Annotated in this window: 20 protein-coding genes; 18 read left to right on the forward strand and 2 right to left on the reverse strand. The window is 61.2% G+C overall.

Annotated features, from left to right (window positions below; genetic code table 11):
* Positions 1-122 precede the first annotated feature (122 nt).
* From iolC to sake_RS01370, 10 genes are all read left to right on the forward strand, one after another.
* Positions 123-1,097 (forward strand): 5-dehydro-2-deoxygluconokinase, encoded by a 975-nt coding sequence (gene iolC, locus sake_RS01325; RefSeq protein WP_129358499.1) that lies wholly within the window; start codon positions 123-125, stop codon positions 1,095-1,097.
* Complete coding sequence (locus sake_RS01330) at positions 1,094-2,047, forward strand: deoxyribose-phosphate aldolase (RefSeq protein ID WP_243155716.1); 954 nt, start codon at positions 1,094-1,096, stop codon at positions 2,045-2,047. Before iolC ends, sake_RS01330 begins: the two co-directional genes overlap by 4 nt.
* A 36-nt stretch (positions 2,048-2,083) precedes the next feature.
* The gene (iolD, locus tag sake_RS01335; RefSeq protein ID WP_371811965.1) at positions 2,084-4,000 is read left to right on the forward strand and encodes a 3D-(3,5/4)-trihydroxycyclohexane-1,2-dione acylhydrolase (decyclizing); all 1,917 of its coding nucleotides are present in this window, start codon (positions 2,084-2,086) and stop codon (positions 3,998-4,000) included.
* Positions 4,001-4,065: 65 nt separating this feature from the next.
* Entirely contained in the window at positions 4,066-5,571 is a 1,506-nt protein-coding gene (locus sake_RS01340) for a CoA-acylating methylmalonate-semialdehyde dehydrogenase (RefSeq protein WP_129358500.1), read from the forward strand.
* 147 nt (positions 5,572-5,718) lie between these two features.
* Entirely contained in the window at positions 5,719-6,645 is a 927-nt protein-coding gene (locus sake_RS01345; RefSeq protein ID WP_129358501.1) for a sugar phosphate isomerase/epimerase, read from the forward strand.
* A 44-nt stretch (positions 6,646-6,689) separates the two neighbouring features.
* Positions 6,690-7,667: a Gfo/Idh/MocA family protein gene (locus sake_RS01350; protein WP_178945293.1), complete on the forward strand. Its 978-nt coding sequence runs from the start codon at positions 6,690-6,692 to the stop codon at positions 7,665-7,667.
* Positions 7,668-7,884: 217 nt separating this feature from the next.
* Positions 7,885-8,763 carry a sugar phosphate isomerase/epimerase family protein gene (locus tag sake_RS01355; protein WP_129358503.1) on the forward strand — a complete coding sequence of 293 codons (879 nt, stop codon included), beginning with the start codon at positions 7,885-7,887 and terminating at the stop codon, positions 8,761-8,763.
* 80 nt (positions 8,764-8,843) lie between these two features.
* Positions 8,844-10,289 (forward strand): sugar porter family MFS transporter, encoded by a 1,446-nt coding sequence (locus sake_RS01360; protein WP_129358504.1) that lies wholly within the window; start codon positions 8,844-8,846, stop codon positions 10,287-10,289.
* Positions 10,290-10,419: 130 nt separating this feature from the next.
* Positions 10,420-11,550 (forward strand): zinc-binding dehydrogenase, encoded by a 1,131-nt coding sequence (locus sake_RS01365; RefSeq protein ID WP_197964444.1) that lies wholly within the window; start codon positions 10,420-10,422, stop codon positions 11,548-11,550.
* On the forward strand, positions 11,516-12,808 hold the full coding sequence (locus sake_RS01370; protein WP_256394846.1) for an MFS transporter: 1,293 nt from the start codon (positions 11,516-11,518) through the stop codon (positions 12,806-12,808). Before sake_RS01365 ends, sake_RS01370 begins: the two co-directional genes overlap by 35 nt.
* Positions 12,809-12,816: 8 nt before the next feature.
* Here sake_RS01370 and sake_RS01375 read toward each other — a convergent pair whose 3' ends face one another.
* The gene (locus tag sake_RS01375) at positions 12,817-13,716 is read right to left on the reverse strand and encodes a LysR family transcriptional regulator (RefSeq protein ID WP_129358506.1); all 900 of its coding nucleotides are present in this window, start codon (positions 13,714-13,716) and stop codon (positions 12,817-12,819) included.
* A 148-nt stretch (positions 13,717-13,864) separates the two neighbouring features.
* Between sake_RS01375 and sake_RS01380 the strand changes: the two genes are divergently transcribed.
* Genes sake_RS01380 through ald form a run of 8 tightly spaced genes read left to right on the forward strand, consistent with a single transcriptional unit; the run spans position 13,865 to position 23,801 of the window.
* On the forward strand, positions 13,865-15,085 hold the full coding sequence (locus tag sake_RS01380; protein WP_207718910.1) for a M24 family metallopeptidase: 1,221 nt from the start codon (positions 13,865-13,867) through the stop codon (positions 15,083-15,085).
* Positions 15,082-16,314 carry a PLP-dependent aminotransferase family protein gene (locus sake_RS01385; protein WP_129358508.1) on the forward strand — a complete coding sequence of 411 codons (1,233 nt, stop codon included), beginning with the start codon at positions 15,082-15,084 and terminating at the stop codon, positions 16,312-16,314. Before sake_RS01380 ends, sake_RS01385 begins: the two co-directional genes overlap by 4 nt.
* Positions 16,311-17,543, forward strand: coding sequence for a M20 family metallopeptidase (locus sake_RS01390; RefSeq protein ID WP_238147515.1), 1,233 nt, complete (start codon positions 16,311-16,313; stop codon positions 17,541-17,543). Before sake_RS01385 ends, sake_RS01390 begins: the two co-directional genes overlap by 4 nt.
* A 55-nt stretch (positions 17,544-17,598) precedes the next feature.
* On the forward strand, positions 17,599-19,077 hold the full coding sequence (locus sake_RS01395) for an MFS transporter (protein WP_178945295.1): 1,479 nt from the start codon (positions 17,599-17,601) through the stop codon (positions 19,075-19,077).
* A complete protein-coding gene (locus tag sake_RS01400; RefSeq protein ID WP_178945296.1) occupies positions 19,074-19,829 on the forward strand; it encodes an SDR family NAD(P)-dependent oxidoreductase in 756 nt (251 codons plus the stop codon). Before sake_RS01395 ends, sake_RS01400 begins: the two co-directional genes overlap by 4 nt.
* A 30-nt stretch (positions 19,830-19,859) precedes the next feature.
* The gene (locus sake_RS01405) at positions 19,860-21,164 is read left to right on the forward strand and encodes an aspartate aminotransferase family protein (protein ID WP_178945297.1); all 1,305 of its coding nucleotides are present in this window, start codon (positions 19,860-19,862) and stop codon (positions 21,162-21,164) included.
* On the forward strand, positions 21,161-22,642 hold the full coding sequence (locus sake_RS01410) for an NAD-dependent succinate-semialdehyde dehydrogenase (protein ID WP_197964445.1): 1,482 nt from the start codon (positions 21,161-21,163) through the stop codon (positions 22,640-22,642). The genes sake_RS01405 and sake_RS01410 overlap by 4 nt, the downstream gene beginning before the upstream one ends.
* A 31-nt stretch (positions 22,643-22,673) precedes the next feature.
* The gene (gene ald, locus sake_RS01415; RefSeq protein ID WP_129358511.1) at positions 22,674-23,801 is read left to right on the forward strand and encodes an alanine dehydrogenase; all 1,128 of its coding nucleotides are present in this window, start codon (positions 22,674-22,676) and stop codon (positions 23,799-23,801) included.
* 129 nt (positions 23,802-23,930) lie between these two features.
* On the opposite strand, the gene sake_RS01420 is transcribed toward ald, so the two are convergent.
* On the reverse strand, positions 23,931-25,280 hold the full coding sequence (locus sake_RS01420) for a YjiH family protein (protein WP_243155717.1): 1,350 nt from the start codon (positions 25,278-25,280) through the stop codon (positions 23,931-23,933).
* Positions 25,281-25,458: the final 178 nt, after the last annotated feature.

A 25,458-nucleotide genomic window follows, 5' to 3' on the forward strand; every position in this document is an offset into this window, starting at 1 on the left:
TCTATAGGGAGTAAGGCGGATCACTCCGGTGGTCCGAGGCGCATCGCCAGGCGAGGCAGCCAGTCCGGCTGCGGGCAGGGCGCTCTCGCAGAAGACGAACCACGGGAAGGACCGGCCAGCTCATGAGCTATGACCTGCTCACCATGGGAAGAATCAGTGTGGATATCTACCCCAATGACATCGGAGTGGGCCTGGGGGACGTGACCTCATTCGGCAAGTACTTGGGAGGCTCACCCTCGAACGTTGCGGTCGCGGCGGCCAAGCACGGACGCAAACCTGCCGTGATCACCCGGACCGGCGACGACCCCTTCGGCGAGTACCTTCACCGTGAACTGAAGCGTTACGGCGTCGACGACGCCCACGTGGCACCCGTGGAAGGTCTCCAGACGCCAGCAACTTTCTGCGCGATCATGCCGCCCGAGGACTTCCCCCTGTATTTCTACGGTCGTTTCCCGACCGCCCCGGACCTGCAGATCAAGTCCGAGGACATCGATACCCAGGCCGTCAAGGACGCGCGAATCTTCTGGTCCACTGTGACCGGTCTCTGCCAGGAACCGAGCCGATCGGCTCAGCTCCATGCACATCAGGCTCGTCCCCGTGAGGAGCTTGGGGAAGACCAGCACACGATCCTGGACCTGGACTACCGCCCGATGTTTTGGGACTCGATCGACGACGCGACCCGACAAGTTCAAGAGAACTTGAAGTACGTGACCATCGCGATCGGAAACCGTGAAGAGTGCGCCGTGGCCGTGGGCGACGGATCGCCTGAAGTGCAGGCCGACCGTCTGCTCGACGCCGGCGTCAAGATCGCCGTCGTCAAAATGGGATCCAAGGGGGTCATGGCGAAGACCGCAGATCAGACGGTGGTCTCCGAACCCGTTGCCGTTGAAACCAAGAACGGTCTCGGGGCCGGTGACTCCTTCGGCGGAGCCTTCTGCCATGGAATCCTTTCCGGGTGGGAGCTTCAGCACGTGCTGGACTTCGCGAACGCCGCCGGCGCCATCGTCGCATCGCGTATCGCCTGCTCGGAAGACATGCCGACCACAGCCGAGGTCCTGGGACTGCTGAACGAGCGCGGAAGGGGCTTCGCAGCATGAGCAACGCGCAAAAGCACGCGGAAAGTTCCTCGCTTCTCTTCCCGGAACCGGAGATCGGTTCGACCGACCCCACGCGGTACGAGAGGCTGACTCGGATCCGCCTCGAAGATCCCGATGCCGTACAGCGCGCCGCCGATGCTCGCACCCGTCACGCCGGCATCGTCTACGGCAAGCAGAATTTCATCGTGGCTGCAGACCACCCAGCCCGCGGGGCGCTCAAGGTGAGGGAAAACCCCCAAGCCATGGCCGACCGTCGCGATCTCCTGGATCGTTTGCGGGTTGCTCTGCAGAACCCCGCGGTCGACGGCGTCCTGGCTTCTCCTGACGTCTTGGACGATCTGCTCCTTCTAGGGGCATTAGACGGAAAGCTCGTCTTCGGCTCGATGAACCGAGGCGGCCTCTCCGGGCTGACTAACGAGATCGACGATCGCTTCACTGGCCATAACGCCGAGGCCCTCAAGAAGCTCGGCGCGGACGGCGGCAAGATGCTCACGCGCATTCATTACGAGGACCGGAACACCACGGCAACGCTCCAGGCCTGCGCCGAGGCAGTGAACGAACTGGCCGAGAACGGTCTTTACGCCATGGTCGAACCGTTCATCTCGACCACAAGTAACGGTGGGATCGTCAACGATCTCAGGACGGAAGCCGTGGTCAAATCCGTCGGCATCGCCTCCGCATTGGGTGCATCGAGCGCCTATACGTGGATGAAGCTGCCGGTCGTCAAGGACATGGAACGGGTCATGGCTTCGACTACGTTGCCCACCGTGCTTCTCGGCGGCGACCCCACATCCGCCCCCGATGAAATATTCGCGACCTGGCAGGACGCGCTGGCGCTGCCGGGGGTCCAGGGACTGACCGTAGGACGCACGCTTTTGTATCCGGAGGACGGCGACGTCGCCGGTGCCGTCGCAACCGCGGCCTCACTCCTGCAGGACAAGCGGAAATAGCGCGGAGCAAGAGAGGACATCATGACTACTCAGACAATGACCGTCGGGCAGGCGCTCGTTCGCTTCCTGGGACAGCAGTACACCGTAGACCGCGTCGGCAACGAGGAATACCGCGAGCGAACGATTCCCGGTATGTTCGGCATCTTCGGGCACGGAAACGTCGCCGGGGTTGGGCAGGCGCTGCGTCAGTTCCAGGGCCAGGATCCCAGCATCATGCCCTATTACCAGGGTCGCAATGAACAAGCGATGGTTCATCAGGCCACCGGGTACGCACGCCACACTCGTCGTCGTGCGACCTACGGTTCGACAACATCGATCGGCCCGGGCTCCACGAACCTCGTGACGGGTGCGGCTCTCGCGACGACGAACCGGTTGCCGGTGCTTCTGTTTCCCTCGGACGTCTTCGCTACACGGGCAAACGATCCGGTCCTTCAGCAGCTCGAACGCCCGGATGCGTACGACATCACCGTCAACGACACCCTTCGTCCGGTCTCCCGGTACTTCGATCGTGTGTGGCGTCCGGAGCAGCTGTTCTCCGCGCTCCTCAACGGGATGCGAGTGCTGACGGACCCCGTCGAAACCGGTGCCGTGACCATCGCACTGCCGCAAGACGTCCAGGCCGAGCGCATCGACGTGCCCGAAGAGTTCCTGGCCCAGCGCGAATGGCGTATTCGCCGTCCGGACGCTGAGGACGAGGACATTCGTGCAGCGATGGACAAGATCCGCTCGGCCAAGAACCCGGTCATCATCGCAGGCGGCGGCGTTCATTACGCATTCGCTGTAGATGAGCTCCGCACGTTCGCGGAAGCCACGGGAATCCCGGTTGCCTACACGCAGGCCGCGGTCGGCGTGATGGACTGGGATCATCCCCTGTGCCTGGGTGCGGTGGGCTCGACCGGGTCGACCGCGTCCAATTCTCTGGTCGCCGAGGCTGACCTGATAATCGGTATTGGCACGCGGTATGAGGACTTCACAACGGCTTCCCGCACCGCTTTCCAGAACGCCGACGTTTCCTTCGTCAACATCAATGTCGCATCCTTCGATGCCTATAAGCACGGAACTCAGGTTCCAGTCGTCGCGGATGCCCGCAAAGCCCTTCTGAAGATGAACCAAGCCGTCTCCGGCATCCACGTCTCGGACGAATTGTCTGAGCGGGTCACCGAAGAGAAGAAGCGATGGGACGAGATCGCGGATTCGGCGTTCGCCGAGAGATACCGGCCGCTGCCTTCGCAGAACGAAATCATCGGTACCGTCAACGATGCGATGGACGACCGCGACGTCGTGATCTGTGCGGCGGGATCCTTGCCGGGCGACTTGCACAAATTGTGGCGCGTCAAGGACCCGTACGGCTATCACGTCGAATACGCGTTCTCCTGCATGGGCTACGAAATCGCCGGCGGGTTGGGCGTCAAACGCGCGAGCCTGCACGAAGGGGACGGCCGCGACGTCGTCGTGATGGTAGGCGACGGTTCTTACCTCATGATGCATACCGAGCTCGTGACCGCAGTTGCCGAAGGCATCAAGTTGATCGTGGTCCTGATCCAGAACCACGGATACGCCTCAATCGGAGCGCTCTCGGAGTCTCTCGGATCGCAGCGATTCGGCACTAAATACCGGTACCACGACGACGAAAGTCAGTCCTTCGACTCGGGCGAGACCTTGCCTATCGACTTGGCAACCAACGCCGAGTCGTTGGGCGTGAAGGTCATTCGGGTCGAATCTGGCGAGAACGTCGGACAAGATCTGGGCGCAGCCGTCCAGCAGGCGAAGGCGGCCCCTGAAGGTTCCGGCCCGATCCTGATTCACGTGGATTCGGACCCGATGATCGATGCTCCGGATTCCGAGTCTTGGTGGGATGTTCCGGTTGCTTCAGTTTCCGAGCTGTCATCCACACAGGACGCTTACAAGGTGTACGAAAACAAGAAATCCACGCAAAAGCCTCTCCTGGGCTGATCAGAGGATTTCCTAACCCCCGCCGAGTGCAAGAATTTGGCTCTAACTCTCGTGAGGAGAAGAAGTTGACTACAGAGATCAAGCACTTCATCAATGGAAGTGAAACAGACGGTTCGGGCGAGCGACGCCAGGACGTCTACAACCCGGCCACCGGCGCCGTGACCGGAAACCTCCACCTCGGTGCGAAAGAAGACCTGGAGGCGGCGGTCGCCGCCGCGAAGAAGGCCAGCGAAACCTGGGCAGACATGTCCATTGCCAAGAAGTCCGCGATCCTCTTCAAATTCCGCGAACTCATTCACGCACATGTGGACGAGTTGGCCCAGATCATCACCGCCGAACACGGCAAGGTTCTCTCGGATGCCAAGGGCGAAGTGGCTCGCGGCCTCGAGGTCGTCGAATTCGCATGCGGCATCTCCGAGCATCTCAAGGGCGAGTACTCCGAACAGGTATCCACCGGAATCGACGTGTTCTCTTTCCGCCAGCCGCTGGGCGTTGTCGCCGGTATTACTCCCTTCAATTTCCCGGTCATGGTGCCGTTGTGGATGGCTCCCGTGGCCATTGCTACCGGCAATGCATTCATCCTCAAGCCCTCGGAACGGGACCCTTCCGCTTCATTGCTGCTGGCCAAGCTCTGGAAGGACGCAGGGCTTCCGGACGGTGTGTTCAACGTGCTACACGGTGACAAGGAAATGGTCGACGGACTGCTGACCCATCCCGACGTCGACGGCATCTCGTTCGTGGGATCGACCCCGATCGCCAAGTACGTCTACGAGACGGGCACTCAACACGGCAAGCGCGTCCAAGCGTTGGGCGGGGCGAAGAACCACGCCGTGATTATGCCGGATGCCGACATGACCATGGCGGCGGAGCACCTCAACGCGGCCGCTTTCGGCTCTGCCGGTGAGCGCTGCATGGCCATTTCAGTGGCCGTTGCCGTGGGCGATGCCGCAGATGAGGTCGTCTCCCGCGTCAAGGATCTGGCGTCCGGGATCAAAGTCACCGAAGGCACTGATCCGGAGGCCGATATGGGTCCCGTGATCACCCCGGCTTCCAAGGACCGCATCACCCGCATCGTCGGGGAAGCGCAGGAATCCGGCGCAGCCGTGGTGCTGGACGGTCGCGACCTGGTCGTCAAGGACCACGAAGAGGGCTTCTTCGTCGGCCCGACCATCTTGGACAAGGTCAACAAGGAAATGAGCGCTTACGAGGAGGAGATCTTCGGACCCGTCCTCGTGGTCATCCGTGCCGAATCCTTGGAAGAGGCCATCGAGATCATCAACTCGAACCCCTACGGCAACGGAACTGCGGTGTTCACCTCCAACGGTGCCGTGGCGCGTACGTTCCAGCGCAAGGTCCGTGTAGGCATGATCGGTATCAATGTGCCGTTGCCCGTACCGGTTGCTTGGCATTCCTTCGGAGGCTGGAAGAATTCACTGTTCGGCGACCTGCACATTTATGGACCGGATGGCATCAAGTTCTACACCCGCGGCAAGGTCGTGACCCAGCGTTGGCCTGAGCCCAAGTCGGTTTCTGGAGCGTCGTTCGCGATGCCGTCGACCTCCGACAGCTGACCATCCGAACCGGGAACGTCCCGGTTAAACCGGTGCAGTTCCTCGAGCGCACCGTACCGCTCGGGCGCCGTAGTCAATCTCAAGGACGGCGCGGCGCCCGGGCTTCCCAGACTTTTTATCTTTCAATGACGAAAGCGAGATTCCGCGATGACCGTCCCTACCCCTGAGAACAACCTCATCATTGGAACTGCCCCAGATTCTTGGGGTGTCTGGTTCCCAGAAGACGAGCAACAGACGCCGTGGCAACGTTTCCTCGATGAGGTGGCGGAGGCGGGATACAAATGGATTGAGCTGGGCCCGTACGGTTACCTTCCTGCGGACCCGGAGACGCTCGCCAAGGAGCTCAAGGAACGGGATCTCAGCATCAGCGCCGGGACCGTGTTCACGGCATTCCACCGGGGCGCAGACCAGTGGGACGCCGCCTGGGAGCCTGCACGTCAGGTTGCCGAGCTCACGGCCGCAATGGGTGCCCACCACGTCGTCGTGATCCCCGCACTGTGGAGGGATGACAAAACCGGGAAGGCTCTCGAAGACCGCACGCTGACCGACCAGCAATGGGAGGACCTGGCTGCGGGGCACGACAAACTGGGCCAGCGGCTCCAGAGGGAATTCGGCCTCTACCAGCAATTCCATTCACATGCAGATTCTCATGTGGAGACCATGGACCAGATCGAGAAGTTCCTGGCCATGACCGATCCCAAGCTCGTGACCCTGTGCCTGGATACCGGCCATGCCGAATACGGCGGTGCGTCGTCCGTCGAGCTCATCGAGAAGTACCCTGAACGGATCGGCTATCTGCACCTCAAGCAGGTCCACCCGGACACTCTGGCGAAGGTGCGCGCCGAGGACATGACTTTCAAAGACGCGACCGCCGCGGGTGTCATGTGCGAACCTCCATACGGGCTTCCCGATCTCCGCGAGGTCATCGAAGCGGCCGAGAAGCTGGATCGTCCGCTGTACGGAATCGTCGAACAGGACATGTACCCCGTTGCGAACTTCGAGGTTCCCCTTCCGATTGCGTCGCGTACCTGTAAGTACCTACTGAGCTGCGGTGCACGCACCGTCGTCGCCTGAACCAGGCCCACGAACTCTGGAATTCTCCGAAAGGAATTGTCATCATGACTGAACAACTGCGCGTCGCCGTCGTCGGCGCAGGCCGAATGGGCTCCGACCACATCACCCGCCTCCGGGACCGAATGAAGAATGTGCGCGTCGCCGCCGTCGTCGATATCGACGAATCCAGGGCTCAGGCAGCTATCGAGGGAATCCAAGAAGCCAAGGTGTTCACGGATTTCACCGAGGCTCTTGACTCGGGCCTGGTGGACGCCGTCATGGTCGCAACCCCGGGTTTCCTGCACGAACAGGTTTTGCTTCCCGCTCTGACCAAAGGGTTCCCCGTCTTCTGCGAGAAGCCCCTCACCCCGGACTCCGATTCGGCGTGGCGTGTGGTCGAGGCAGAGCAAGCCGTCGGCAAGCGACTCATTCAAGTGGGTTTCATGCGCCGGTTCGATCAGGGCTACCGGAACATCCGGTCGGCCGTGAAGTCAGGAGAGCATGGTGAACTGCTCGCCCTGGACTGCGAACATATCAACCCCGAGGTTCCCGAGGACTACACCGGGCGCAATCTGATTGACGACACCGTGGTCCACGAATTCGATATCGTTCGTTACCTGACCGGCGAGGAGATTTCGTCAGTCGAGGTCCGAACCTGCAAGAACTCTTCCCTTGCCAAGGAGGGGCTCGTGGATCCGGCCCAAATTCTCATGGAGACCGAGGCCGGAATTCGCGTCTCGGTGAACACCCATGTCACCGCCACGTACGGGTATGCCGTGACCACGAGGGCTTCTTTCGAGAAGAACCATCTCCACGAGGGTATAGATCAGGTGACTCCGGGCTTCGAGGAGCGTTTCGTGGATGCCTACGACACCGAAATCCAGGAATGGATCGATGGTTGTCTGACGGGCGTCATTGCGGGACCCGGTGCATGGGACGGATATGCGGCTGCCGCGTGTTGCGAGGCCGGCCTCACTGCGATCGCGGCCCCGGGAACCTCGGTGAACGTGGAGCTTAACGAGAAGCCGGACCTCTACCGGTAATTTCACCCCTAAAGATACGAATAACCTCAAATTTTGGTGATTGAGGTATTGAATAGTCTCTGATTGTGCATATGATAGGACAAATCAGGGTCGATCCCGAGAAATGGGGGCTTGTACGGGCAACCGAGGCAAGCCCCATTTTCGGACCAATTTTTCATTGCGACGCGAATCACAGTGTCGATGCGTCGCACACGACAAGGCTCAATGAGGAGAAACAGTGAAGCTTGCCCTCGATCCCACACCGTTCCATCAGACCCACTCACTGCTCGAGTTCCCCCGTCTGGTCAAGGATCTCGGGTACGACTACCTGCAGATGACCCCTCATCCTGATTTCATCCCGTTCTTCGGTCACCCGAAGGCCGACGACGACCTGGTCGGCAAATTGCGCCAGGCCTGCAAGGACGCCGGCGTTGAGATCGCTTCGGTCCTGCCCGTCATGCGCTGGTCCTCCCCGGATCCCGATGCTCGTGAGGCCGCTGTCCGGAACTGGAAGCGCATCATCCAAATCGCCGTCGACTTGGGTGTTCAACAGCTCAATACGGAGTTCCAGGGCCGACCGGAACTCGCGGAGGAGTCCGAGCGCGCGTTCTACCGCTCTATGGAGGAACTGCTGCCGATCATCGAGCGAGAAGATCTCCATGTGGCCATCGACCCGCATCCGGACGACTTCGTTGAGCGCGGTCTTGACGCGTGGCGCGTTATTCGTGGCGCTAACTCCAAGAACCTGGGCATGGTCTACGTTGCTTGCCATACCTTCCACATGGAAGACGAGCCGATGGACATCATGCGCGCCGCGGGCGACCGTATTCGCGTCGCCCACGTCGCCGACTCCATGGACCACCATCGTTCCAACGGTCTGCGTTACATCACCAACCCGCCCGGGAGTCCCGCACGAGTCCACCAGCACCTCAAAATCGGGGACGGCGACGTGAACTGGGGCGAATTCTTCGGTGGACTCAATGAAATCGGATTTCTCGACTCCGAGGACACCGTCCTGGTGTCAAGCGTCTTCGCCGAAAACGAGGACGCCACCAAAGTCTCCCGCTATCAACTGGATACCATCAAGGAAATGGTTGAAGCGGCGCGCCAGGGCTGAAAGCCCTTCACTCTCATTACCAACCATTCATTCGCTCTGAGAGGCAACGTAGCTTCTCGGCTGTTATCAAAGGAGTCATCATGAGCGGCCCGACAACGGAGAGACCCTCCAAACCCCTTCCTCCACTGACCGAAGGGGCGCACAAGCGACGCCTGGGCATGGTTGCCCTGGTCGCGACTTTCGGCGGCCTGCTGTTCGGTTATGACACCGGTGTCATCAACGGAGCCCTCGAGCCAATGTCGGCCGAACTCGGGCTCAAAGCTGATACGCAGGGGCTCGTCACGAGTTCCTTGCTCGTCGGCGCCGCCGTCGGCGCAGTGAGCATCGGCAAACTCTCTGACGCCTGGGGGCGCCGGAAGACCATCATCATGCTTGCCGTATTGTTCTTCATCGGCACCATGGTGTGCGTTTTCGCCCCCGAATTCATTGTCCTTCTGATCGGGCGCTTCCTTCTCGGTATGGCCGTGGGCGGTGCCTCGACCGTCGTCCCGGTGTTCCTGGCAGAGCTTGCGCCCTACGAAATTCGCGGGTCCCTCTCCGGCCGCAACGAAATGATGATCGTTGTCGGTCAGCTCGCCGCTTTCGTCGTGAACGCGATTCTGGGCAATACGCTCGGCCACATGGACCACGTCTGGCGCATTATGCTCGCAGTCTGTGCCGTCCCTGCCATCTGTCTGTTCTTCGGCATGCTCCGCATGCCCGAGTCGCCCCGTTGGCTGATTTCCAAGGGTCGTTATGACGAGGCCCTGACGGTTCTGAAGACGATTCGCTCGGAAGAGCGTGCCGTCGCCGAGATCGACGACGTCAAGCAGGTCAACGAACTCGAGTCGCGTGAGCACGAGACCGGTCTCAAATCCGTCTTCAAGAACAAGTGGTTGCTCCGTATCCTGCTCGTGGGAATCGCGATCGCGGTATTCCAGCAGCTAACCGGTATCAACTCGATCATGTACTACGGGTCGATCGTTCTTGAGCAGTCAGGCTTCGCCGTCAACGCCGCCCTCATAGCGAATATTGCCCCCGGCATCATTGCGGTCATCGGCGCTTTCATTGCGCTGTGGATGATGGAGAAGATCAATCGACGCACCACCATCATCACCGGGTACACGCTCGTGACCCTTTTCCACCTGTTGATCGGTATCGCTTCGTTTGCTGTTCCCGAAGACTCCGCGGCACGCCCGTTCATCATTCTGATTTTGGTCGTCTGCTTCGTCGGATCGATGCAGACGTTCCTGAATGTTGCGACGTGGGTTCTGCTCTCGGAAATCTTCCCGTTGCACATGCGTGCGGTGGGCATGGGATTCTCGGTCTTCTGCATGTGGATCGCCAACGCCCTGGTGAGCTACTTCTTCCCGGTTGCTTTGGAAGCGGTCGGCCTGACGGGTTCGTTCTTCGGATTCGCGGTCATCAACGCGATTGCGATCGTCGTGATGGTCAAGTTCCTTCCGGAAACCCGAGGCCGTAGCCTCGAGTCCGTGGAGGAGGACGTGACCACCGGCGCCATTTTCACCGTTGGACGCAAGAAGTAGGTTGGTCGTGGCGACGACCGCCTGAGACGATCGGCCCCTTCCGTCCCGGATTTCCGGGACGAAAGGGGCCGATGTCTTCTATGACCTCGCACATTTTGCAATCGGACCACCAGGGACGCAGTATCGGAACATGACCCAAATCACCATTCCTGAAATCATGCGTGCCGCGATATGGGAAGGAGATAGCCCTCGGCTTCACATCGAGGACATACCCGTCCCGGTGCCCAAGAAAGACGAAGCTCTCGTCAGAATCACCTCATGCGGCGTGTGCCATACGGACCTGCACGTGCTCAAGGGCGAGGTTGCCTTTCCGGGTCCGGGCGTGGTCGGGCACGAAATCAGTGGCGAAGTGGTCAGCATCGGTGAAGGCACCGAGGACTCCGGCCAGATCGAGGTGGGCGCACCGGTGATCGGCGCCTTCATCATGCCGTGCACCGAATGCGAACAATGCCTCCGGGGCCGCGACGACCTGTGCGAGAAGTTCTTCGGCGAGAACCGGCTTAAAGGGAATCTGTTCGACGGCACCTCACGGCTGGCCACCGCCGATGGCCGCCGATTGTCGATGTATTCGATGGCAGGCATGGCCGAGTACTCGGTGGTCCCGATCTCCGCGCTCACGCTGCGTCCCGCGAACGTTTCGCCCGAAGAAAGTGCCATCCTAGGCTGTGCCGCGTTCACGGCGTACGGGGCCGTGCGCAAGTCTGGTCTGGTCGAAGGGGAAACGGTTGCCGTTGTTGCGGTAGGCGGAGTCGGGTCCAGCCTCATTCAGGTTGCAAAGCACGAGGGTGCGTCCAAGGTCATTGCCGTCGATGTGACGGACGAAAAACTCGAATCCGCTCGTCGTCTCGGGGCGGATGAGGTCATCAACTCGACCAAGCGGGATCCCAAGGGAGCGGTCCTGGCCATGACTGACGGCAAAGGGGTACACATTGCGTTCGAGGCCCTTGGCCGCCCAGAAACCTTTACCCAAGCCGCGTCCCTCCTCCGAGAAGGCGGGCGTATGGTTGCGATCGGAATTGCGCCAGGAGGTGTCTACGGCGAGGTCGAGATCAGCCCCTTGGTTCGCCGGGGCCAGACAGTGACGGGATCTTTCGGCGCAGTCACCCGAGTCGACCTGCCCGCTGTCGCGAATCTCGCGGCGGAAGGAGGTTACCGGCTCAAAGAGGCCGTGACTCGCCGATACGATCTGGCGGACGTCGACGAGGCCTACCAGGCGCTCGATCGGGGTGAAATCACCGGACGGGCCATCGTCGTCATGTGACGGCGGCGAACGAGAATTTCACCCCAATGACGTACCGGAGCAGGATGTAAGCATGAGCGAAAATGTGAAAAATTCATCCGCTTCCGGCTGGTCGCTCGCCGCCGCGGCCTACATTTTCACAACGGTCATGATCGGCACCACGATGCCCACGCCTCTGTACCCGCAGTATCAGGAGGTATTCGGCTTCGGAGGAATGATCACCACCGAGTTGTTCGCCATATACGCCGCCGGCGTGATCCTGGGCCTGATCCTCTTCGGCCGGTTGTCCGAAGCGACGGGACGAAGACCGGTTCTCATGGCCGGATTGGTCCTCTCCGTCATTTCTGCGGTCTTGTTCTGGACCGGCATCGCCGAGTGGATGCTCTTCACCGGACGAGTCTTCTCGGGTTTCGCCGCAGGGCTTCTGACTTCGACCGGCACCGTGAGTGTGATGGAGAATGCGCCCAAGGGCCGCGCACGGCTCGGGGGAGCCGTGGCGACTGCCGCGAATATGGGAGGGTTGGGCCTCGGAGTCCTCATGGCCGGGGTTGTTTCCCAGGTGGCCCTGGCCATCCTGCCGGAGGGTTGGTCTCTGCGATCGCCGTACATGGTCCACGCAATCATGCTGGTCATCGCCGGTTTGGCCCTGGTAAAGGTGAGGGACCCCGTGGACCGCAGTCACAAAGGATTCCGGCTCCAGACACCGGGCATACCGTCGGAAGCGCGGCGGCAATTCGGCGCCGCTTCCGTGGCGGCCGTCGTCGGGTTCGCCACGATGGGAATCTACTCTTCCGTGGTGCCCAACGTATTGACCGGCGTCCTGCATGTGAAGGCGCCGGCGGCGGTCGGAATCATCATAGGGTTGGTGTTCCTGACATCGGCGGTGGCCCAGATCTGTCTGAAAGGGCTCGAAGATCGGTCCCTCATCCTCGTCGGGTCGTTGTTCCTGGCCGTAGGCATGGCCTTCAGCATCCTGGCCTTGTGGCTCGGATCTTTGTTTCTTCTGGTGATTGCCGCTCTGCTGAGCGGCTCGGGCCAAGGGCTACTCTTCATGACCGGAATGCGCGCCGTGACCAAAGCAACCCGTGCCGAACGCCGAACCGAGGTGACAACCAGTTATTTCGTGGTCGCGTATCTGTCCATCTCGGTGCCCTCCGTGGCGGCAGGCCTCTTGATCCCCGGCTTCGGGCTCGCGCCCACGGGTTTTCTGTTCTTTGCCGTGATCGGCGCGGTCACGTTGCTGGGGCTGCTCAATCTCCCGAAGTTCCAGGGCAAATAAGGATGACTCTAGGGAGCGGTCACTTGGATCGTGTAGTCGAGAAGGGCCTTTGTCGCGGGCCTGAGTTGGGCACCCCGCCGGGTCAGAGCATGCACGTCGCGATACAGCTGGGGCGATGCCGCGGCAGGCCACTCGATCGCGTGGCTCGGCCGCGCTATGGGATTGATGCCATTGTCGAAGACCATATCCGGTAAAAATGCTGCGGCCATACCTGCCTGGACCAGATCGTGGTGAAAGCGCAGATCGGAGGACTCGTAGCTGACGCGCGGTTCGAATCCTGCCCGTCGGCATGTGCTGAGCGCCCACTCGGCGGCCGTTGATCCGCCGGTCTCGAATACCCACGGCACCTCCGCCAGCTCCTGCACAGTGGATACGGGCCACGGGGCGTAGGCGACGATGTAATCCCGAAATAAGTGGACCGATTTCATCTCGGTGTCCACTGGTTGCGGGCGACCCGAGAATTCGTCCGTAATGGCCACGTCAATACGCCGACCGATCAAACTGGATATTGCCGCAGCGGGTTCGAGGAGTGCGAATTCCACAGTGACCTCCGGATACGAGCTCTTCATGCGATGGAGGATCTCCGCGAAGTACGAGACCGCGAAAGAGCCGAAGGAGGCAAGGCGTACCGTGCCGTGGACCTCGCTCCGGGCGGCGTCCACCTCGGCTTCTGCGCTCTCGAGGACTCCTACAACCTGATCCGCTCGTCGTGCCAGCTTCTTGCCCATTGGCGTCAGGAGCATTCGACGACCGACTCGCTCAGTGAGGTCCATGCCGACCTCTTTTTCCAACAGGGCGAGCTGCTGGGATACCGCGGCGGGGCTGATCTCGTGCGCTCGAGCCACCGAAGCCAAGCTTCCTCGCGAATCCAACTCACGCAGCAAAATCAAGCGGTGGACGTTCAACATGGCCGTTCCTTATCTTGAAAGGTGCGATCTTTAACTACAACTTAACTATATGAGCAAGTTGTTCCCTCTTCTTCCGTCCCTGAGCCCCACATAGCATCGATAACTACAAGAACCGAGATGTGGCTCACAGAGTCCGAGAGGAGGGGAATTGTCCCGGCAGAACATCGACGGCACCAGGGAAGCCCCGTTTTCCGTTCAAGAATTTGAATCCCGCCGTCAACGGGTCCGCGATCTGGCCGTCGAAAAGGGCTTCGATGCCCTTCTGATCGCCGATCCGGCCAATATCTACTATCTGACCGGGTACGACGCCTGGTCCTTCTACACGCCGCAGCTCCTGTTCTTTCCCGTCGATGGGGATCTCTATTTCATCGCCCGAGAAATGGATGCGAACGGGGCGCACCGAACGATCTCTCAAGTGCCTCGCGACCGGATTCTAGGTTACCCGGAAACGTATATCCATCAGGCAGAGATCCACCCCGGGGACTGGATTGCCCTATCTATCCGGGATCTGGGGTACGGGCGGCCGCTCCGCGTGGGATACGAGGGCGACGCCGCCTTCTTCACCGTTCGGACTTACCGCGCCTTGGCCGCAGGCCTGCCGGAATGGGATCTCCAGGAAGACCACAACCTTGTGAACTGGGTCCGCGTCACCAAGTCCGAAACCGAAATCGACTACATGCGCAAAGCGGGTCGGATCTGCGAGATCTCTATGAACGCGGCATTCGACGGGTTGAGACTCGACCGACCGCAGAACCAGGTGGCCGCGGACGTGATGGCGGCTCAGGCCCGGGGGGACGGAACCGTGGACGGCGACTACGCCTCGATCGTCCCGATGTTCCCTACCGGTGCGGGCGCGGATACACCGCACCTGACATGGGCCGATACACCCACCCCGGCGGGAGTGCCCATCTCGATCGAATTGGCCGGAGCCCACCGGCGATACCACGCACCCCTGGCGCGGACGGCGATCATCGGCGATCCCGAGCCTGAGCTCGCCCGCTTGGGCGACGTCACGGTCGAGGCTCTCCAGGCCGCGCTCGACGTCGTCCGCGAAGGCACCACCAGCAACGATGTGGCCGAAGCCTTTACCGCAGTCCTGCGGCGCAACGGCTACTCAAAGAATTCCCGATTGGGCTACTCGATAGGTGTCGGGTACCCGCCGGACTGGGGAGAGAGAACCGTCAGTATCCGAGAAGGAGACAGCACGGTTCTGCACACGAACATGACCTTTCACCTCATTGCCGGGATGTGGCTGACCGGCATGGGCTACGAAGTCTCCGAGTCCATCAGAGTCACGGAAAACGGTTGCGAGACCTTCAGCAACATACCGCGCGGTCTCATTTCTCTCGATTCACGGAGGTACTTATGACCACCCCAACAATCCCCACAACCCGCCTCGCCGGCAGAGCCAGCCAGTTGAAAGGCTCCGTGATCGACGCGTCAACGGCCTTGCTGGCGAGCCAGACCCACGACATCGTTCGCTTCGCGATGGGGGCTCCCAACGACGAACTGATCCCGACCGAGGACTTCGGACGGATTCTTGGTTCCGAGGCAGAAGGCCGATTCGGTTACGGCGCGAGCGAGGGCGAAGCCGATTTGGTCGATCAGATCGTTCGATACCAAGCCGAGCACGGCATCGAGACGAGCCCGGACCGGATTCTCGTGACCACGGGCGGAATGCAAGGGCTCGATATTGCATTCAAAATGATCGTGGACCCGGGCGACGACGTCATCGTCGAATGCCCCACGTACACCAATGGAATCGGAACTGCCCTGAGTTATCAGGCCTCTATCATCGAAGCCCCCATGGACGAGAACGGACTCGTGGTTGAGGCGTTGCCCGATCTGGTCGAAGCGTCAGGACGACGCCCCAAAGCCATCTACACGATCCCGAACTTCCAGAACCCCAGCGGGACCACGATGACCCGCCAGCGCCGAGAACTGCTCCTGGAACTGGCCGAAGAATGGGACGCATACATCGTCGACGACGATCCGTACGGTGCGCTCCGGTTCGAAGGCGAAGAAGTTCCGGGATTCCTCGACCTGAGTCCCGGCAACCCACGGGTCATCCAGGTCCGGACTTTTTCCAAGATCCTCGCGCCGGGGCTGCGTGTCGGGTGGATGGATCTGGACCCTTCACTGCGAGATATCGCCGTCAACGCGAAACCGGCCATGGATACGTGCACCAGCGTTCCGATGCAGAAAGTGGTCTCGGACTACCTGGCCGAAGGGAAGCTGGACGAGCACATCTCCTGGCTGCGATCCGTGTACCGGGAACGCAAACAGGCTATGACCCGGGCCCTGGGAGACAGATTCGGGGACGACATCCGATCCACGGATCCCGACGGCGGGTTCTTCTTGTGGATCGATCTGCAGGGAAAGTACTCCGGTATAGATACTGAGGAGCTGTTCCCCTCGGCCTTGCGCCACGGAGTCGCATACATACCGGGACCGGCATTCACGGACTCCGGCAGCCAACGCCACTCACTGCGCCTGTGCTTCGCGACCTCTTCTCCCGAAAGGATTCAGGAGGGCGTCGAACGGCTCGGGGCAGCCCTGGACGAATTCGCGGCGGAGCGGCGAGGAACGCTCTCATGATTCAAACCGACGTCTTTACCACTGCCATGCAGCAGTTCGAGCGGGTGACCGGGAGGATCGATGAGGAGAGCATCGTTGCGCTCGCGGAAGAGCTGATCCGAGCCGGAGGCGAGAACCCTGGGGGAACGGAAGAGGCGACCGTCGTCGCTCTTTCCGGAGCCCTGGTGGCGATAGGCGCGAGGATCGAAGTCGACGAAGTCGCTCCTGGCCGTTCAAACCTCATCGCCCGAATCGGCGGAGACGGCACCGACGCGGGCGGGCTGCTCTTCCTCGGCCACAGCGATGTGGTCCCGGCCGGATCCGGCTGGACGGGGGAACCTTTCGAGCCGCGCCGCTGGGGCGGTCGCCTGGTGGGGCGGGGCGCCGCAGACATGAAAGGTGGCCTGGCCGCCGTGGTCGTGGCCATGGCCGCGGTTCACGCGGAAGCCCCTGAAATACCGATGACGCTGCTCGTGACCGTGGACGAAGAATGTGATGCCTCCGGAGCTCAGCACTATGTCGCGACGGAACCTGCCGGGGAGTATGCGGGGTGCGTCGTCGCCGAGCCGACCGGGATGCACATCATCACGGCCTGCCGTGGGGCGACCAACTTGCGCCTCGAAATCACCGGGGCCAGTGCCCACGCAGGAAATCCCGATGACGGCGCCAGTGCAATTCTTGCGGCGGGTGACGTGATTCGGACCGTCGAGGAAGATGATGCGAAGCTTCGTGCGCAACCGGATCCTGATCTGGGCCGGGCCTGCTGGAACATCGGAGCTGTTCGCGGCGGACACGGAACCTCGATCGTCGCTGACCACTGCGAGCTTGCCCTGGATCGCCGAACTCTGCCAGGAGAAGAAGCCACGAGGATTCTCTCCGAATTGCTGGCCGGGGCGAGCAGAGCGATTCGCAGCCGGAACCGCGCCGGGACGGACAGACTTTCGGTGACCGGATCCGTGGAGATGATCATGCCCGGATTCAAGACTGAGCCCACCGACGGCTTCGTTACCGCGTGCCAGGACGCGGTCCAACGGGCTGGGGGGACCGGTGACACCGGCGTCTGGACCGCCGCTTGCGAAGGGGGATTCATCTCTCAGGCCCATAGCGTGCCTACGGTTGTTCTGGGCCCGGGCGACGTCAACTGCCAGGCCCATCAACCCGACGAAAGCGTCGAGATCTCTGAACTTTTGACCGCTTCGAGAACCTATGCGTTGATCGCTCTTCAGCACTCGAATTCCACGACCCCTTGACCGAAAACCATCGAACCGGGTGGACCCACCACTCGCGCACCTTCGGGAGGATGCCATGTCCCAGACACCCGTCTACGAACCACCACCGATCACCTCCGAGATAGATATGACGGTCGACGAGAAGAAGACCGCTCGCAAGTCCGTCGCAGGATCGGCCATCGGTAACGCCATCGAGTGGTTCGACTACGGCATCTACGGCTACCTTCTCGTCTACATTTCGGAGCTATTCTTCACCTTCGACGAGGACGGAAGCGCCCTGGCCCGTGTCATGGCCTTGGGCACATTCGCCGTGTCGTTCCTCGTTAGACCATTGGGCGGTTTCATCTTCGGGCCCTTGGGGGACCGGTTCGGGCGCCAGAAGGTTTTGGTTCTGACGATCGCGTTGATCAGCACTTCGACGGCGTGCATCGGTTTGTTGCCGACCTATGACCACATCGGTTTCCTGGCCCCCGTGCTACTGATCCTTCTCCGCGCGATCCAAGGCTTTTCCGCTGGCGGAGAGTACGCGGGTGCCGCGGTCTTCATGGCCGAACACGCGCCGGACAATCGCCGCGGCATTTACGGGTGCTTTCTCGAATTCGGGACACTCGTCGGCTACAGCGGCGCGGCGATTCTGTGTACGGTCCTCACCCTCATTGTCGGTGAAGACGGAATGCTGGCAGGCTGGTGGAGACTTCCCTTCGTTCTGACCATCCTGATGGGCATACTCGCCCTCTGGATGCGGCGTCACTTGCATGACCCTGAAACATTCACCGAGGACGTCGAGGAAGAAATTGACCACCCCTCGGCCATCAAGGCCTTGGGCAATCTGCTGAAGACCTATCCGCTTCAGGTGCTCAAGCTCATCGGTTTCGTCACGCTGCTGAACGTCGCGTTCTATCTGGTGCTGACCTACATGCCCAGTTACCTGTCGGCGACGCTCGGTCACGGAACCGCCGAAGCCAACTTCTCCTTGGTCATCATCCAGTTGGTCATGATCGCGGTGATCGTCCCGTTCGGTGCGTTGAGCGACAAGATCGGGCGGAGACCTATCCTGATCACAGCATCCCTCGGATTCGTCCTCTTCTCCGTTCCCGCCGTGATGCTGATCCAGGTGGATTCGTTCTTCACTCAACTCCTCGGAATCGGGATCCTGGGCCTGTTCCTGGTCATGCTGATCTCCACGATTTCCGCGACTCTCCCGGCGCTGTTCCCAACCAAGGTCCGCTATTCCGGATTCGCAGTCGGATACAACATCTCGACCGCGATCTTCGGGGGCACAGCGGGCATGTTCAACGAATTGCTCATCAACAAAACGGGAAACGCGCTGATCCCCGGCTGGTATCTGGCGATAGCGGGCGTCATCGGTTTCATCTCAGTGCTCACCTTCAGGGAAACCGCAGGACGTTCACTGCGTGGAAACGTTGTTCCAGGCACCGACGACGAATTGCGCGTCGCCCGCGGCGAGGAACTGATCGGCGCCAAGACGGGGTCGATCCCGGCAGTCGGGGAATCCGCTACATCAAACTCTGATTCGAAAGAAGGTAAACGTTGACTTCACAGCAACCAGTGGCTCTGGTCACCGGCGCCAATTCGGGGATCGGCGTGGAGATCGCTCGCCGGCTCGTCGGGGACGGTTTCCGTGTGATTCTCTCCGGCCGCAACGAGGAACGCGGCCAGGCGGTGGCATCTGAATTGGGACCCGAGGCGCATTGGATTCGTGCGGATCTTACCGATTCTGCGGATATTCAACGTCTGGTTACTGAGACCGTGGACAGTGGCGGCCGTCTGGACGTCCTAGTCAACAATGCGGGGCTGGACCTGGTCGGTCCGATCCTGGACGTTCCTGAGGAAGAGTTTCGGGCAAATTTCGAGACCAACGTCTTCGGAACCATCGCAGCGCTTCAGGCCGCCGGACGCGTCATGCGGGACCAGGGGGAGGGAGGTGCGATCATCAACATCACTTCGCGTCTTGCCCTGATCGGTGTGCCGACGATGAGCCTCTACGGAGCCGGGAAAGGCGCGATTCAGTCTTTGACGACGGCAGCGGCCGTCGAACTCGCCCCATTGAATATTCGGGTCAATGCCGTTGCGCCTGGAATGGCCAAAACGCCTTTGTACGAGACGTGGCTGTCGAACCAGGAAGATCCGGAAGCTACCGAGCGGGACGTCGCAGGAAAAATCCCGCTCGGAAGGATCGCCGATCCGTCGGACGTCGCAGCCGCGGTCTCCTACCTGGCGAGTCCGGGCGCCGCATACATCACCGGGACCACGATCCCGGTCGAGGGCGGTTACATCTCGCAATAACTCCTTGTTGATTCAGAAAGGATCACCATCATGACTACCACTGTTGAAAACAACGCATCCGCCAACTCGGGCAGGACTCCCGTCGATGGGCCCGCCCTCTGGCCGGCTCAGGCACAGGCCCCGCAGGTCGTGGGACGCCAACTCGTGATCGAGCGCGGCGAAGGCTCCTATGTTGTCACCCGAGACGGTCAGCGGCTCTTCGACGGGACGGCGGGCCTGTGGCACGCCAACATCGGCCATTCACGGCCCGAGCTCGCCCAAGCCGCGTACGACCAGATGATGCAGTTGGAGACCTACCACACGTTTGCCCGCTTCACGAATGACAAGGCCGAGGCCCTGTCCGAGAAGCTCGCGGAAGTCTCGCCCATTCTCGATCCGAAGATCATTTTGAACAGCGGCGGTTCGGACGCGATCGACGTTGCCTGCAAACTGGCCCGTAGGCATTGGCAGCGCGAGGGTCGGCCGACGAAGCAGGTCATCCTCAGTCGCGAGTTCGCCTATCACGGCCTCCACGCCTACGGCACCAGTATCGCCGGGCTCGAATTCAACCGTGAGGGTTACGGTACCGAGTCCTTGGTACCGGAAACGGCACGCATCTCGTTCAACGACCCTGAGCAGGTCCGCCGGACGGTCGAGGAGATCGGGCCGGAGAACATCGCGGCCATCGTGACCGAGCCCGTCCAGGGCACGGGCGGCGTCAACCCTCCCACGGAAGGCTACCTGGAGACCATCCAGGAGCTGTGCCGGGACAATGACATTCTTCTGATTCTGGACGAGGTCATCACCGGTTTCGGCCGAGTCGGCACGATGTTCGCTTCTGAGCGATACGGGCTGCAACCGGACTTGGTGACCTTTGCCAAAGGCGTCACCTCGGGATACGCCCCGCTCGGTGGGATCTTCGTGAGCCCCCGTATTTGGGAGCCGTTCTACGAGGACTCGCCTGACACTCCAATCTTCCGCCACGGTTCCACGTACGCGGGTCACGCGACCGCCGCGGCCGTTGCGATCAAACACCTCGAGATCCTTCAAGACGAGAACCTGGTTGAGCGGGTCAGGGAATTTGAGCCCGCGTTCGATGCCGCCCTGGAAGATCTTGCGGCGCGCAACGATGACGTCGTGGAGGTTCGCTATGCGGGTTTGCTCGGCGGCGTCACTCTGCGGGAGTCGGTCGCCGTGGACAAGGTCTGCGATCGAATGATCGACAAGGGCTTCATCTCCCGGCCGCTTCGAGGCAATACTCTCCAGGTCAGCCCGCCGTTCATCGTGACCGAACAGGAACTGAACGCCTTCCTCGCCGCAATGGATGAGGCTATCGGAGAAGAGGCAGCATCGTGAACACATCAACCACAACGGGTACGGCGACCATCGCTTCCCCCTGCCAGGGCGGCCTCCAGCGTGCGGACGACGTCGTCCGCGGGCTCGGTCTGCCCGAGACCGGAATAGAGGTGAAGGACCCGGGGACCGAAAAGACGATTGCCCATGTCCCGGATGCAGACCAGTCCCGTATTACGGAGACCCTGCGCAGTGCCCACCGAGCCGGCTTGGACTGGGCGCAGACCACACCGCGTGAGCGGTCGAATATTCTGCACCGTTGGTGGGAGCTGTTGACCGATAATGCGGAACAGCTAGCTTTGCTGATCACCAGAGAGATGGGGAAGACTCTCCCTGAGGCCAGGGGCGAGGTGAAGTACGGCAACGACTTCGTCCGGTGGTATGCGGAGCAAGCGGTGCGTTCGGGAGGGAACTACCAGGACGCGCCGGATGGGGGATCCCGTATTATCACGCGTCGGAGCCCGGTCGGACTTGCCGTTCTGATCACACCGTGGAACTTCCCGCTCGCGATGGCGACCCGGAAGATCGCACCGGCCCTGGCCGCCGGGTGCCCTGCAGTCATCAAACCGGCCACAGCGACGCCATTGACGGCATATTTCGCGGTTCAGCTGGCGCGTGAAGCAGGTGTCCCGGAAGACCTCGTCCAGGTTGTGACGACATCCAGTTCGCGAACTTTCAGCGAAACATCACTTCGAGACCAGCACACCCGAAAGGTGTCTTTCACCGGGTCCACTGAGGTCGGCCGGACCCTCTTGGGCCTGGCTTCGGAACGGGTCCTGCGCACGTCCATGGAGCTCGGAGGGAACGCTCCGTTGATCGTTTTCGACGACGCCGACGTCGAACGTGCCGCCGAGGGAGCCGCGGCGGCCAAACTGCGCAACGGCGGTCAGTCGTGCATCGCGGCGAACCGGTTCTACGTCCAGAACGGTATTGCCGAGGAATTCGTGGCGGCTTTCCGGGAAAAGATGGAGGCCGTCTCGATGGGTCATGGGCTGGCCGACGGCGTCGGCCTCGGTCCCCTTATCAATGGCGATGCGGTGACCGAGATGAGGCGACTGGTCGATGGCGCAGTCGAAAAGGGAGCCGACCTGCTGTGCGGGGGCAAAGCCCCGGAAGGACCTGGGCACTACTTCGAGCCCACGGTCCTGGACCGGGTCCCGCCGACAGCTGAGGTCGCCACCACGGAAATCTTCGGACCCATCGCGGCAATCCAGCGTTTTGACACCGAGGACGACGCAATCGAGAGGGCCAACGACACCGAATTCGGGCTGTCCGGGTACGTCTTCACGGAGAACCTCGACCGAGCGTTCAGGGTCTCGGACCGTCTGGAAACCGGTTTGGTCGGCATCAACCAGGGGGTCCCTTCCAATGCGGCCGCGCCATTCGGCGGTGTCAAGCAATCCGGTCTCGGCCGTGAGGGCGGGGCCGCGGGACTCGAGGAATACCAAAACATTCGTTTCTACAACATCGCGTCCCGCTAGGACGCGCTCAGAACTTTCAGGAGGAGAAACCATGCGCATTTCGGTCGTCAAGGAGATCAAGCCACAGGAAGAACGGGTCGGCCTGACCCCGGCCAACGTTGCCGAACTGGTCCGGAACGGCCATACGGTCTACGTGGAGTCCAACGCTGGGGTCTCCGCAGGATTCCAGGACACGGCCTATGACGAGGCCGGTGCCCAGCTGGTGGATCAGGAGGAGGCCTGGGCGCAGGCGGAACTGCTGATCAAGGTTAAAGAGCCCATCGAGTCCGAGTACCGCTTCCTGCGTGCGGACCTTACCCTCTTCACCTATCTGCACTTGGCCGCGGACCGCGCCTTGACCGAGGCTCTTCTCGACGCCGGTACCCTCGCTATCGCGTACGAGACGGTCCAGGACGAGACGGGGCTGCCTCTGCTGACTCCCATGAGCGAGATCGCCGGACGCCTGGCTGTCCATGCCGCGGCCAAACACCTCACCCGTGACGGCAACGGCCCCGGGAAGCTGCTCGGCGGCGCCCCAGGCGTGGCCCCGGGCAGGGTCGTCATTATTGGTGGAGGTGCGGTCGGCGCCAACGCGGCACTGCTCGCACTCGGCATGCAGGCGGAAGTCACGGTGCTCGATATGTCTCCCCAACGAATTCGGGAATTGGAGAACATCCTGGACAGGCGGGCTCGCGTGCTGATGTCGAATCCGGTGACCGTTGAGGAGGAATTGGCCCATGCCGACGTCGTGATTGGGGCCGTGCTGGTTCCCGGTCGCGCCGCACCCAAGGTCGTCAGGAGAAACGATTTGAAACTTCTCAAGGAAGATGCGCTCCTCATTGACGTCGCCATCGACCAGGGCGGCGCATTCGAGACTTCGCACCCGACGACGTACCAGGACCCGATCTTCGAAGTGGACGGGATCCGGCATTACTGCGTCGCGAATATGCCGGGAACGGTCCCCGAGACCGCGACCAAGGCGTTGACCAACGCGACGATGCCATTCATCAAAAAGATCGCCAGTAACGGCGCTGAGTACGCGATCGTTTCCGATGCGGCGATCGCCAAGGGGGTCAATACCGCGAGCGGACGGCTGGTCCAGCCTGGCGTCATGGCCGCATTCCCCGACCTGGCAACGGACAATGCGGACGATTCGAGTCTCGCCCAACCCACCGCTTAGGACAGGTGGGTAGTTCACGGGAAGTCCATGGCCCCTTCGACTCCGCAGCGGAGTCGAAGGGGCCCTGACTTTAACCCATTTCGGCCAACCTTCGCGGGAGCGAAGGCTCGCCGCTCATGCTTCAGGGCGTCAGAGGAGCAGGTACGCGATCGGGGTCGTGATGAGCAGTGAAAGCACCACGCGTTCGAACCAGATCACGATCAATGTCCAGAATTTCAGGGGAATCTCCGTGGCCAGGATGGAGGGGACCATCGCGGACAGGAAAATAATGCCGGAAACCGAGACCACGGCGATCACAAATCGCAGGATCAAGCTCTCGTCGGGGCTGATCTCTGCGGAGGGTAGGAACATCTCCACCAGACCCAGGCCTACTGCCTTGCCTGCCATCAACGGTTCGGGCAACCGCACAAGCCAGGCCACGGGGTAGAAGATCCAGGCGAGCCAGTCGAAAATCGGGGTGTGCTTTGCCAGAAGCAACCCAATCAGTCCTACCGACATGATCGAAGGCAGGATGGATGAGGCCATCATGACTCCGTCTTTGAAGTTAGCCCAGATCACCCGGAACACGCCTGGGGTCGAGCGCAGGGTCCCCAAGGCTTGGCTCCAGGCGACCCCGAAACGGTTGTGGGTGACCGCCTCTTCCGGGGTAGGAGTGGAGCCGGGATAATACTTGTCCGGAACGCGGGAAAGCGGCGGGATGCGGACGGTAATTGCCGTGACCAAGAACGTCACCACGAGAGAGACGAAGAAGTACATGAGCCAGTAGTCCATGAGGTCCAGGGCGTTGGCCACAACCACCATAAAAGTCACGGAGACCGTCGAGAAACCCACGGCGACGATCGCGGCTTCTCGTGTTGTGTACCCACCGGCCTTGTATACGCGGTTGGTGATGAGCAGGCCCAGCGAGTAGGAGCCCACGAAGCTCGCAACGGCGTCGACCGCGGAGCGGCCCGGTGTGCGCCAGATCGGACGCATGATGGGGCGGACGAATACGCCCACGAATTCCATCAGGCCGAACCCGATCAGGAACCCCAGAAAGATCGCACCGATCGGAACGATCAGCCCTACCGACTGCACCAGAGTCTTCCAGAGGAACGGGCCGATATCAGGATCTGCCAGCCATGCCGGTGGCCTGGTAACCATCAGGATTGCCGCGAACAGCCCCACAACGTTAAGGACCGAGAACACGATCTTCGTGGGCGTCTGTTTCCAGGACCCCGTCACGAACGGCCGAGCGGACCCGACAAGGATCATGGCGAGCATCAGCCAGGGGACGACGGGCCCGGCGTATTCACGGACCAGCGTGACCAGATGATCCAGCGGTATCGAGGACTTACCCTTCATCGTGATGGGCACGAAGAACACCACGATCCCGATCAGTGAGAACACGATCAGTTTGACGGCATCTTTCCGTGCCCCCGGCGTGCCGACCGGGGTCATGGCGGCGGTTTGCGTCTCCGCCCTTGTTTTTTCAGTCATGTGCGACCCTTCATAGCTACGAAGTGGTTGTATATACAACGTAACACGGGTCACGTTTGCTGGGGTGTCGCTATGGTTTTCGTCTGGCCGTCACGGTGAGTGACTTCGGAGGTTTTCCGGTTTTTTCCGTGGCCCAGACTTGAGGGTCGAGGCGGCAGTTTTGTGCGCGCCCCGGCGC

Source organism: Kocuria sp. TGY1127_2 (assembly GCF_013394385.1).
Lineage (GTDB): Bacteria > Actinomycetota > Actinomycetes > Actinomycetales > Micrococcaceae > Rothia.

Coding starts and splice junctions, on each gene's coding strand:
- iolC (WP_129358499.1), top strand. CDS start 123: ATGAGCTATGACCTGCTCACCATGGGAAGAATCAGTGTGGATATCTAC.
- sake_RS01395 (WP_178945295.1), top strand. CDS start 17,599: ATGTCCCAGACACCCGTCTACGAACCACCACCGATCACCTCCGAGATA.
- sake_RS01405 (WP_178945297.1), top strand. CDS start 19,860: ATGACTACCACTGTTGAAAACAACGCATCCGCCAACTCGGGCAGGACT.
- sake_RS01360 (WP_129358504.1), top strand. CDS start 8,844: ATGAGCGGCCCGACAACGGAGAGACCCTCCAAACCCCTTCCTCCACTG.
- ald (WP_129358511.1), top strand. CDS start 22,674: ATGCGCATTTCGGTCGTCAAGGAGATCAAGCCACAGGAAGAACGGGTC.
- sake_RS01330 (WP_243155716.1), top strand. CDS start 1,094: ATGAGCAACGCGCAAAAGCACGCGGAAAGTTCCTCGCTTCTCTTCCCG.
- sake_RS01385 (WP_129358508.1), top strand. CDS start 15,082: ATGACCACCCCAACAATCCCCACAACCCGCCTCGCCGGCAGAGCCAGC.
- sake_RS01390 (WP_238147515.1), top strand. CDS start 16,311: ATGATTCAAACCGACGTCTTTACCACTGCCATGCAGCAGTTCGAGCGG.
- sake_RS01375 (WP_129358506.1), bottom strand. CDS start 13,716: ATGTTGAACGTCCACCGCTTGATTTTGCTGCGTGAGTTGGATTCGCGA.
- sake_RS01365 (WP_197964444.1), top strand. CDS start 10,420: ATGACCCAAATCACCATTCCTGAAATCATGCGTGCCGCGATATGGGAA.
- sake_RS01345 (WP_129358501.1), top strand. CDS start 5,719: ATGACCGTCCCTACCCCTGAGAACAACCTCATCATTGGAACTGCCCCA.
- sake_RS01420 (WP_243155717.1), bottom strand. CDS start 25,280: ATGACTGAAAAAACAAGGGCGGAGACGCAAACCGCCGCCATGACCCCG.
- sake_RS01350 (WP_178945293.1), top strand. CDS start 6,690: ATGACTGAACAACTGCGCGTCGCCGTCGTCGGCGCAGGCCGAATGGGC.
- iolD (WP_371811965.1), top strand. CDS start 2,084: ATGACCGTCGGGCAGGCGCTCGTTCGCTTCCTGGGACAGCAGTACACC.